We start from the raw sequence: 9,866 nt of genomic DNA, 5'->3' as shown, positions 1-9,866 counted from the left end.
GGCCCGTCCCGCCCGCCTGCTGTCCTCAGCTCACCCTGGACCCGACACCATGAGCACCTGCCCCACGCCGCCCGCTCGCCCACGTCGCCGGCCCATCCCTCCGCCGCCTCCAGAGATCGCCGAGGGTGAGCCGGTGCCACCGGGCATGGTTCGCCTGCCGTCCGGTCAGCTCTTCAGCGAGGAGGAGGCGAGCCAGTGGTTTCCGGGCGCGCTGCCGCCCGAGGCGCGCTGGCCGGACGATGCCCAGTCAGCCCCGGCGGCGGAGGCGCCCACCTACCGCCGCGAGCCTGCGGGGGCGTGCTGCGCGCACACCTTCGACCCGGAGGCCCTGCACGACGAACTGGACGCCCTGCGCGCGGAGCGGGCCCACCTGCGCGAGTCCCTGGCACGCAGCGAGGGCCGTGCCGAAGGGCTCGCGCACGCCATCGCGCTGCTGGCCCCGTCCCTCGCTGTCGCCGCGCCCGTCCCCGGCGTGTCCCTCCCCGCTGTCCCTATGGTTGTCCCCCCTGTCCCTGGGGACAAAGGGGACATGTCCCCAGGGACAGACGGGGACATGAAGGGGGGTAGGGGGGAAGCAACAGCAACAGCGTCGAAAGACGAAAAGCGTAGGAAGTACGAGAAGTTGAAGAAGCAGAAGCAGCGACAGAAGAAGCGTGCTGCTGCTGAAAGCGCGCGCGATGTGTCCCCCGTCCCCTGTCCCTCTGTCCCCGGGGACATGTCCCCTGTCCCCCTGTCCCACGCCGGTGGGGACACGTCCCCAGCAGCCCCTGTCCCGGTGGCCTCCGTCGTCCGCAAGGTGCGGCCGAAGTGGATGGAGGACGACGCGCCGAGCCCGGACAAGGTGTTCTTCGCGTGGACTCAGGAGGAGCGCTGCCGGCGCTTCGGCCGCGCCATCCCCGAAGCGCCCCCGCCGGGCTGGGCCACCTGGTACGCGGACGCGCTGGCCGCCGTCGGAGGCGACGAGGGGCGGCTGCGCGCGGCCTGGCTCGCGTGGCTGGAGGACACCTGGGGGCAGTCTCGCCAGCCGGTGTGCGCCGCTCGGGCCTTCATCGGCGCGGAGGTGTGGCGCCGGCACGTCCCGGGGCAGGGTGGGGCCGAGATGGGCAGCGCGGCCCCGGCGCAGCTGTCCCCCGCCGAGGCCCGCCGCCGTGCGCAGCTGGGCGTCGGCCGCGGTGAGGAGCCGAGCGCCCCCTGTGCCACCGGGTGCGGGACGGCGTCCTTCCTGGTGGTGTGGGGGCACCCGTTGTGCCGGGGCTGCGCGGCGCAGCTGGAGGCGGACGTGCCGCGACTCACGACGGACAGCGTCTCCGGCTGGGTGGAGCCTCGTGCACGCGGAGCATCCCTCGCCGCCCTGGAGGTGAGCCCGTGAGCTGCCCGCCCCTCTTCACTCCTCCGGATCTCCTTGCCGCACACGCCACGTGGGGCGCCAACTGCGGCCCGGGGGCGCTCGCAGCGGTGCTTGGTGTCCCCGTCATGGGGCTGCGCCCGCACTTCCCGAAGCCCTGGACGACGCCCACGGTGATGCGGGCCGCGCTGACGGCGAACGGCCGGCGCTTCCAGGTCCATCCCAGCTTCCCGGCGGGCAACGTGCTGGGCCTGGCGTTCGTCCAGTTCCGCGGCACGTGGGACTCCGCGCCGGAGCGGGCCCAGTACCGGCACACGCACTGGGGGGGCCTGCAGCGGACCGGCACTTCCGTCGTCGTCTACGATGTCAACGCAGGCGACGCCGGGGGCTGGCTGCCGTCGGAGGAGTGGAAGGCGTCAGTGCTCGCGTTGCTCATGGCGGGCCGCCGGGGCGCGTCAGGGCTGTGGCGCATTCGAGTTACGCTGGAGGTGATGCGGTGATTCTGCTGGCCTGCGGCAGTTCGGGGCTCACGTTGAACCACCTGCCGGTGCTCCGCGCGCACACGCGGCGCTTCGCCACGCACCCCGGGACGCGGCTCATCCACGGCGCCGGAGATGCGCGGAAGACAGACGAGCCCGAGGCCTTCGGGGCGGACCGCCTTTGGGAGGTGGCCGCCCACCTGGAGTGGCCCTGGTTCCGGGTGCAGGACGTGGAGCGGTTCCCCGCGGACTGGAAGCGCGACGGCGCCCGCGCGGGACCACAGCGGAACGAGGCGATGCGCGACGCCCTCCGTGCGCTCGCTGCCCAGGGGGAGCGTGTGGGGTGGGTGGCGGCGCATACGGACCCGGAGCTGGGCCGCGGGACGGCGCACATGGTGTCGCTCTGCCGCGCCGAGGGCTGGGCGGGGCGGGTGCTCATCCTCGCGCCGGACGGACAGCTCGTGCGGGAGGTGCGGCTGTGAGCTGCATCCGCTTCGAGGTTCCGGTGGAGACGGTCAACACCTCCAACCGGCGCGAGCACCACATGCAGCGCCACCGCCGCGCGAAGGGGCAGCGCGATGCGACTCACCTGCTGTGGCCAGGCTGGAGCGGGCCCGCGCTCCTGGTGGTGCGACTCACCCGTGTGTCCCCGAGGACGCTCGACACCGGGGACAACCTCCCCATCGCGATGAAGAGCATCCGCGACGAGGTGGCGCGGCAGCTCCGCCTGGACGACGCCTCGCCCCTGGTGCGCTGGGTGTACGCCCAGGCCCAGGGCGAGCCCTCGGTGCTGGTGGAGCTCTCCTGGGGGGATGATCCACTCGCCGCAGCCGTCCGCGCTCAGGACGCGCTGGCCCCGCCGCCGCCTCTGGTGCCGCCCGCGTCAGTTGGTCCCCGCGCACCCAAGGATCGGAGGCAGAAGAAGGAGAAGGCACCCAGGAAGCCGGCGCTGCGCGGACTCGCGGCCCTGGCCACGCCGGCTGGCCCGGCCAAGAGGCGCCCGTGACATGTCGGCGCGGAGAGATACGCGACGAAGTTGTTAGCAACACGAACTCATCAACACCCAGAGTGATCGCTCCGTCTCTCTAATGGGCATGTCCAATGAAGTGAGTGCCGCAGAGAGCAGAGTTTGTGCATGGCTATATCCTCTCGGTTTTACTCCGGCCATGGATAGTATGCGCAGGAGATGTCTATCCAATGGGAGGGCGCCGTGGCCACAAAGAACCCTTAGGTAATCAATCGATTTTGGCCCAATACCCTTGAGCGAAAGTAGCCGCTCTCTCGTCGATGAGCATTGAGACCAATCGCGTAGTTCTTCGAAGGTATCAACACCTTCGCGTGCGCAGAGTTCGAGCATTGCATGGAATCGCCCAGGCTTTTCCGGATGATTCCAGTTTAGAAGGGTCCTTGTCGAAATCCCCTCCAGCACGCGTTGCATTGCCCTCACTGTTCTGTCGTGTGGGTGTCGAACTAGAATTGACTCAATACGGGGGCGAACAACGATTCTGTAATTCAGTCCAGATTGGAGTGCCACGTCGGCCAGCGCCGCCCCGACATGATTATATGTTTCTGCTGGGGGCAGAATGGGCAGGGCCGGCGCGAGAGTGCGCAAGCACTCTGTGACAAGTCGTAATTCTTCTTGGGAGACAGCTGAATCAAGTTTCATGGATGGCCTGAAGTGCCGTTAGCCGATCGACACAATTGGGGCAGGCGCCGCAGTGTGATGCGGAGTTGGCTTGGCAAGAGTAAGTATGTGCCACAGGCGCGCTCAGTGATATTCCAAGCTGCGCAACTTCGGTTTTCGACATGTCGCGAAACGGCATCTCGATTGATACGCCGCCAACGCCGAGCGTGAGCTTGTGGACCCCATCCAGGAAGGCTCGTCCCGCGTCGATCTCTGCTGCATGATTGCTGTTGATGAATGCTGAATATAGATGCCTTAGGCCGAGGGTTGCTGCCCTGGCGCATCCTGAAACCAAGAAGAACAAATTTCTGTATGGGAGTATTAACTCATCAGCGGACACCTCCCTCTCCCAGAGATTGGTTTCTGATATGAGTAGCGACTTGGATGAAGAGAAGACGTCTCCTAGGTGCAAAACTTCGATGCGGTCTCTAATGGTCGGGGGGAGTACGGTTTTTGCTGTTTGTAATTCGATTTTCGCGCAGTGTTGCCCGTAGTCTATGAAGATCGGGTAGACGTCAAAGCCTTTAGATGAAAGCCAGTAGGCCAAGACCGTTGAGTCCAATCCCCCAGAGGCCAGGAGCGCGACAGGTGCCTGGTGAGGAGGGTTCAATGTTTACTCCCCATAAGCTCGAACACAGCGCCGACAACCGAGTTTAGGTCTCTACATACGCGTGTTGCGGATTTCCTGGCAAACAGATTCCCGACTCGTCCAGTGGCATCGTATAGGATGGTCGGCCGATGTGTGCCACAGAATATGCCAAGCTCAACAAATGTCCCCGGGTCGTCGGTCAAGGGGATGGCTATTAGGATTGAGCATTTTTTGATTAGTTCTAGGTCTGCGTTGTATATCCGGTCGGCTTCCGGATCTGGGGTGCTGGGCGTGCAGAGTCCATTCTCTTTGATCGGTCTTTGTGGCGAAAACCCATGGTACTTGAGGGCCTTTTCCAGGGCGTCGATTGATTTTGTTTCAATATCTGGAAAATCTGGTGCGGCAATGTAGATTTGTATGTCGGCTCGAGTTTCCCAGGGGAGAATTGTGCCGGAAAGGCTGTGGATGGATTCGTCGACAGTCATTGCTCCTTTGATTTCGCTGACGAAATCGGCATGGATCATTGTGCTTGCGTATAGCGAAGCGTAGTAAGACGCTCGCGCTAGACTTCTTGCCCGGTCCTCCGTTTCGGATGCGAGAATCCATGCGCAGTCGAAGCAGTCGCCAACGCCTACTGAGTGGGCGGTTTGACCGAGATAGGCTGGGGCTGCAATTTCTTTGTCGTCGCCTATGTATGCTCTGGAGCCTCCCCTGTTCTCTTTCAGGATGAGGTCGCTTGTGATTTGTGAGGGCAGCAGTTCGCGGAGGCGCCGGGGGCTTCCCGATGCATTAACGATGAAGAGTGGTGCCGATGTAGAGCAGAAGATGGTGGAAATGACACCCTCTGTGCGATTGGTGATGTCCTCTATGTTTTGAGAGTACTGGACGTCGACGTGAACTCGAATGTTTTGGGTGATGGCGAGCGAAATTACATCTCCGTATGGGTATTTCCCGGGAAAGAGCAGGATGTCGGTTGGTTGGAAGTTGTTGATTAGAGTGTCTAGTGTGTCTCTCTTCCAGGTTAGTTTATGTTGCTCGCGCAGAACTGAGTCGTAACCTTGATCGCCCGCCTCTGTTGATTCTTTTATGAGGATGACTGATGGGTTTCCGGTAATTTCTCCGATCTGTGCCGATTGGTCTGCATTTAGTTCGGATAGAAAAGCGCTTGCTGAAGGCTCCAGGTATGCTGGGGCTGTGTATGCGACAGAGTATCGGGCGGACATCGCATTCAGGGCGCGTGCTGCATGGAATACCCCTCCAAGTCGGACGAGTTTCTTGTCGAGATGATAGTCGACAAAGGCATCTCCGATGATGAGTAGGCGTTTTTCTTTGCTAAGTGGGCTCAAGTTTCACCTTGACGGTTGGGATGATCCCGGCGTGTGTGTGGGTTGTCTCTCCTTCGTAGTTCCTTCCAGTGCCTTGGCATGCAAGCAAGTAATTGAGTCTGGTTGGAAGGGCTCCTAGTGATAGTCCGCTCGCTGTTTCGATAATCAGTAGACGCCCGTTTGTTGTTCCTTTGGCGAGGTGAATAGGTGTTCCTGGAGGGGGTAGATTTTTGTTCGACTGAAAAAATGATGATTGCGCCACGTCTTCTAGATCCGTTTCGACTGGACGATCACACCGCGGTGTCTTGTCCCCGCCGGTGTAATCTCCAAATCTTCCCGAGCCGGTGCTGCCCATTTGTCCCTCAATTCTCGACTTATCCGGATTGTCGCAGTGTGGCGGTTTGTTCTGTTTGTTAGGGCAGTGAGCTGCTAGGTGCAAGCCGAACAGGTGAGCAGGTATGCTTAGGGGACTGCGTCGAGCAGACACGCTCTGCGGCCGCGACTGACGATGGGCAGGGATGAACCGCTTGCCGCGTTTTGCGTCACGGGCCTGGGTTTTACATCCTTCAACAAGCGTCAGGGCAGAGGCGACGGAACAGCATGACGCAGCATCCGCGGATGAGGAGTCCGAAGTGGACGTCGTCCCTGCGCTCATCGCGGACCCGAAGCCGGCGCAGCTGGTTCTTCTTGGGCAACGTTCGATCTACGGCCCAGCGGTAGCGTCCCAGTGTCGGGGGGGGAGCAACGGACCGCATTGGGGTTGGCCAAACGGATCGCAACTCCTAATCGGACAGGATTGACCGCTTGCGGCCGGTTGTCCTTCGCTCGCGCGCTGAAGGAAGAGCAAGGGTGCAGAATCATTCAGGTTTCGGCGTGGCCGACCCTTGACTCTCCCGAGCGCGTGGGCTGGTCGGAGTGATCGGAACTGCGAGCAGAGGAGAGGACCCACGGGCGATCCGCGCTGTGCGGCGAAGCGGAGTGGACACCTCCGTACCGAGCGACGGCGAAGCAGTACCTGAACGCCTGCGTCGTAGCGGGTGACCACGATGAGGCGCGCCTGGTGGTTGCCAGTTCCATGCTCGTTCACTGAGGTACCCGTGACATCCTGCGCCAGTCGTCGCGAACGCGAGGACCTGCCCTGCCCAGTGCCGCAGTGCCCGGCCGGCGCAGCCCTCCCGCGCGGCTACCACCAGGGCGCGGATGGCAGGCGCTGGGCCCTCGTCCTCGTCCCGGGTTAGCCCGGTGTGGGAGCCAATTGGACCTGTGGTATGGAGGGTAAGCTCGTGGTGGTCCATCAGCGGCGAGCCGTGACCAATGTCTGACCGTTGGTGTGGTAGCCTTCTTCGCGCCTTGCTGACACTAACCGACGCTACTGGTTGGGCTGCTTGCTGAACGTCTGGGTCGGCACTGCTATCACAACAGTGTTTGGCGAAAGGGAGGATTGAGTTGGGAAACGCACTTACAAAGCCGTGTCAGCGATGCGGCGAGGTAAAGCGACTTTCGGAATACTACGAAAATAGAACCAAGCCCGATCATCGCAATGGGATCTGCAAGTTGTGCCAAGCGAAGGTTGATGAGGAAAGCCGCAAGCGCAAGAAGCCCAACAGCACCTAAGCATAGACAGTCGATGCTCCCGATTCACGAACGGCGGGTAGGGTTCGGAGCCGAGAGTTCGGCCCCACCAGCTTGCCGAGCGGACAAGAGTCGAGGTTTCTGACTGAGGTGGAGTTCGCATGCGTCGGAGGTCGCTCGTCGGTCGTCCCTCCGGCGCGTTCCGTGCAGACGGGCCTGGAATGAGGCACGGTGAGAGGGGATGGCCTGCTGCTGCAAATCGGTGCTGCCGGAGGACGACGGAGCGGATCCGAGCGAGCTCGGTCCGGACCGGCCGGAGGGGCTGGTGCCCGCACAGCTCCTGCGCCAGCAGCGGGCGAAGGCGCTGGAACTGCTCCGCCAAGGGGTGCACCACCGCGCCGTCCTGGAGCGCTTCCCCGCGCTCACCTACGCGGGGCCGAAGAGGATCTCGGCCTGTTCCGGGATGCAGTCGCCGCAGCTAGGTCCATGAGAACCATCGCCGGATCCTGTCCACGTCACAGGTGACGCTAAGGCATGGCGACCAACGACGGCGTGGCAACGCTCAAGCCCTGGGAGACCGTGGACTTCCCCCACTTCGTGGGAGTGCGGCACCGCAGCGGCGCATGGAGTACCGTCATCCTGAAGCCCTCTGGCCAGGAAATCGACGTGGCGAGCCTGGGCGGGCGGCGTGTCGTCCTCCACGGAAACGGCATCGAGTTCCTGCCGCCGCTGCCGCCCGGGGATGGGCAGACGCTGACCTTGCCTGGCACTCCACCGGAGGACGCGTGAGGACCGTCTTGCTGGCGCTCCTCGTCGTCGGGTGCGGGGACAACCATCCGTCGTATTCCACGGTCGTCGATGTCTGGCACGACGATGAGCGCGGCGTCACGTGCTTGGTGGTGGTGGAGCAGCGATCCTGCGTCTCCGTGACCTGCCTGCCAGACGCAGTGCTCGCTGCGAAGCTCGCGCGCGATGACCTATGTCGCCGATGAGTGAGCCCCGCTGCCGTGCGGCTGCGCCTGTTCCATCCCCGGCGTCCACGTTCTGGATAGCGCGGGGCTGGAGATCGAGCGCGCGTCACCGCAGCCTCCCCTGCCGCTGGCGCCCTCCGCCGCCTCAGCGTGTGGACGGTGAACTGGTGGCGGAGGAGGATCGACACTGCTTCATACTTCGTTGCGACCCGCACCCCGGCATGGTGGTTCTGAGCGCCTTGCCCGCAGAGACGCACTAATGCTGCCCTGGGGGCTCCTCACGGGCCAGGAGGCGGAGACGGAGTTTGGGAACGGCTCGTCACTCGCGTGCCCACCCATCCCATCGCACCTGCAATCATCAACCCAAAGGTGACCGCCGATTGCTGGTCGATGATCTGCTTGTGGATAGCGAAGACACCGCCAGCAACGAGACCGAGGAGCGCGATGGTCCACGTGAGCATCAGCCAGCCGACCATCCGGTCGCGGGCCCTGTAGAACTCCCAAGAGCGTTGCTGATTGTCCATTGCACGCGCGTGAGCGTTCTTCTCCTGCAGTGTGTTGAGTTCGGGCTGGGCCGCCATGAACTTTGCCCGCGCCTCGAACGCTGTTGCTGCGAGCGGCATGACAGCCTGTGCGATCGTGGTCACGAGTTGCATCACATCAGCGATGCTGATCTCGTTGCTGGTGGACTTCTGTTCCTGGGGTGCAGCCGCAGGGACAGGCGCGATGGCAGTAGAGGCCGGAGACTGAGCCTCCGGTTGAGCATCCTTGCTGGGGTCCATGGTCTTTCGCAGCGGCGGGTGAAGTGTGGCGCGCGCTGCACCTACCATCGCCTCTAGTGGCCGCAGGTGACAAGACGGGATGAGCGCCCCAGCTCTGCTCATGGTGCGCCTCATCCGGGGATGAGCGGTTTCAATCCGGTCAGGCGCGACCCCCACTTTGGAGTGATGGAGGCGACGGTCGCCCCCGAAGTAAAAATGGCGTCGTCGTTTGGGCCAAGTACGCCTCGTTCACGAGGCAGGGGGATAGAAATGAGCCGACTGGTTGGAATCATGGTGGCTGCGGTGTTGACGCAGGGCTGCTTCACTCCCGAGATGGAGGACTCCTACAAGGAGGACCCGGTGGGAGCTGCGTCCCGCGACGACTTGAGCGGGGATTCAGCCAGAAGCGGGGTTGGCGGGTGCTGCAAGTACTGCGGGTCGGACAGCAAGCCGTGCGGGGACTCGTGCATCTCGCTCGATAAGACCTGTCACAAGGGACCTGGCTGCGCGTGCTGAGTTCCTCAGGGTGACGGGCGTGCGCATCTCGTGCACGCCCGTTGTGCGTGAGGCACAGTAGGGGCGTTCATGTCCTCCTGCCGCGCTCCAACCCGGTGCTGTGAAGACGGGTGCACCCGCGATGCCGCGCCCCGGCACCGGCGCTGTCATGGGCACCTCATGCGGCAACGGCGCGGGCAGTCCATGTCAGAGCCGCTGCGCGAGCCCTACGCCACGCCTTGGGAGCGGCTGACGGCTGCGGCGCTGGCCTACGCGGAGGCGGACGACGGGGACGAGGAGGACTTCTCCCGCGCCCAGGACCGGCTCCGGAAGGCGGCCCAGGCTTACGCGCAGAAAGAGCCGCCTCCGGCAGCCCAGGTAGAGACTGCCCCCCGAGCCTCCCGGAAGCGGCCGGAGCCGGAGGGGCAGCTTGCGCTGTGGGACGAGGTGCCCGAGCGCCAGGGCTGAGCGCGTCAGTGGAGCGGACCGGTCCCCTTGGGCCGCGGGCCGAGGTAGTCGCAGTCCGAGCAGTACCAGTCCTGCTTCCCCGGGACGCGGGACGCGTAGGTGTGCGGGCAGGTCCTGAGCCGCTCGGCGCGCTGGCGCAATTCCTCCAGGCCAGAGCACCAGTGGCGCATGTCTGCG

The 9,866-nt window shown here is 63.8% G+C and carries 10 protein-coding genes; 7 read left to right on the top strand and 3 right to left on the bottom strand.

Annotation, left to right across the window (positions count from 1 at the left end; all coding sequences use genetic code 11):
- The first annotated feature begins 49 nt into the window (after nt 1-49).
- Genes D7Y15_RS23260 through D7Y15_RS23245 form a run of 4 tightly spaced genes read left to right on the top strand, consistent with a single transcriptional unit; the run spans nt 50 to nt 2,830 of the window.
- The gene (locus D7Y15_RS23260; RefSeq protein WP_148712845.1) at nt 50-1,369 is read left to right on the top strand and encodes a hypothetical protein; all 1,320 of its coding nucleotides are present in this window, start codon (nt 50-52) and stop codon (nt 1,367-1,369) included.
- On the top strand, nt 1,366-1,845 hold the full coding sequence (locus tag D7Y15_RS23255) for a hypothetical protein (RefSeq protein WP_148712844.1): 480 nt from the start codon (nt 1,366-1,368) through the stop codon (nt 1,843-1,845). Before D7Y15_RS23260 ends, D7Y15_RS23255 begins: the two co-directional genes overlap by 4 nt.
- Entirely contained in the window at nt 1,842-2,306 is a 465-nt protein-coding gene (locus D7Y15_RS23250) for a hypothetical protein (protein ID WP_121753961.1), read from the top strand. Before D7Y15_RS23255 ends, D7Y15_RS23250 begins: the two co-directional genes overlap by 4 nt.
- Nucleotides 2,303-2,830 carry a hypothetical protein gene (locus D7Y15_RS23245; protein ID WP_121753960.1) on the top strand — a complete coding sequence of 176 codons (528 nt, stop codon included), beginning with the start codon at nt 2,303-2,305 and terminating at the stop codon, nt 2,828-2,830. Before D7Y15_RS23250 ends, D7Y15_RS23245 begins: the two co-directional genes overlap by 4 nt.
- Before the next feature lie 649 nt (nt 2,831-3,479).
- On the opposite strand, the gene D7Y15_RS23240 is transcribed toward D7Y15_RS23245, so the two are convergent.
- Together D7Y15_RS23240 and D7Y15_RS23235 are read right to left on the bottom strand one after the other, a co-directional pair.
- Nucleotides 3,480-4,118 carry a 7-cyano-7-deazaguanine synthase gene (locus D7Y15_RS23240; protein ID WP_121753959.1) on the bottom strand — a complete coding sequence of 213 codons (639 nt, stop codon included), beginning with the start codon at nt 4,116-4,118 and terminating at the stop codon, nt 3,480-3,482.
- Nucleotides 4,115-5,443 carry a nucleoside 2-deoxyribosyltransferase gene (locus D7Y15_RS23235; protein WP_148712843.1) on the bottom strand — a complete coding sequence of 443 codons (1,329 nt, stop codon included), beginning with the start codon at nt 5,441-5,443 and terminating at the stop codon, nt 4,115-4,117. The genes D7Y15_RS23240 and D7Y15_RS23235 overlap by 4 nt, the downstream gene beginning before the upstream one ends.
- Before the next feature lie 1,792 nt (nt 5,444-7,235).
- On the opposite strand from D7Y15_RS23235, the gene D7Y15_RS23225 reads away from it, so the two are divergent.
- The gene (locus D7Y15_RS23225; protein ID WP_121753956.1) at nt 7,236-7,484 is read left to right on the top strand and encodes a hypothetical protein; all 249 of its coding nucleotides are present in this window, start codon (nt 7,236-7,238) and stop codon (nt 7,482-7,484) included.
- 44 nt (nt 7,485-7,528) lie between these two features.
- Nucleotides 7,529-7,783, top strand: coding sequence for a hypothetical protein (locus D7Y15_RS23220; protein ID WP_121753955.1), 255 nt, complete (start codon nt 7,529-7,531; stop codon nt 7,781-7,783).
- Nucleotides 7,784-8,243: 460 nt separating this feature from the next.
- Here the strand turns inward: D7Y15_RS23220 and D7Y15_RS23210 are convergent, their stop codons facing one another.
- On the bottom strand, nt 8,244-8,747 hold the full coding sequence (locus tag D7Y15_RS23210; RefSeq protein WP_148712842.1) for a hypothetical protein: 504 nt from the start codon (nt 8,745-8,747) through the stop codon (nt 8,244-8,246).
- Nucleotides 8,748-9,425: 678 nt separating this feature from the next.
- On the opposite strand from D7Y15_RS23210, the gene D7Y15_RS23200 reads away from it, so the two are divergent.
- Nucleotides 9,426-9,689: a hypothetical protein gene (locus tag D7Y15_RS23200; RefSeq protein ID WP_148712841.1), complete on the top strand. Its 264-nt coding sequence runs from the start codon at nt 9,426-9,428 to the stop codon at nt 9,687-9,689.
- The last annotated feature ends 177 nt before the right edge of the window (nt 9,690-9,866 follow it).

Source organism: Corallococcus sp. AB030, assembly GCF_003668965.1.
Taxonomy (GTDB): Bacteria; Myxococcota; Myxococcia; order Myxococcales; family Myxococcaceae; genus Corallococcus; species Corallococcus exiguus.
The sequence above is the reverse complement of the archived record's forward strand: the minus strand, read 5'-3'. Positions and strand labels throughout refer to the sequence as shown.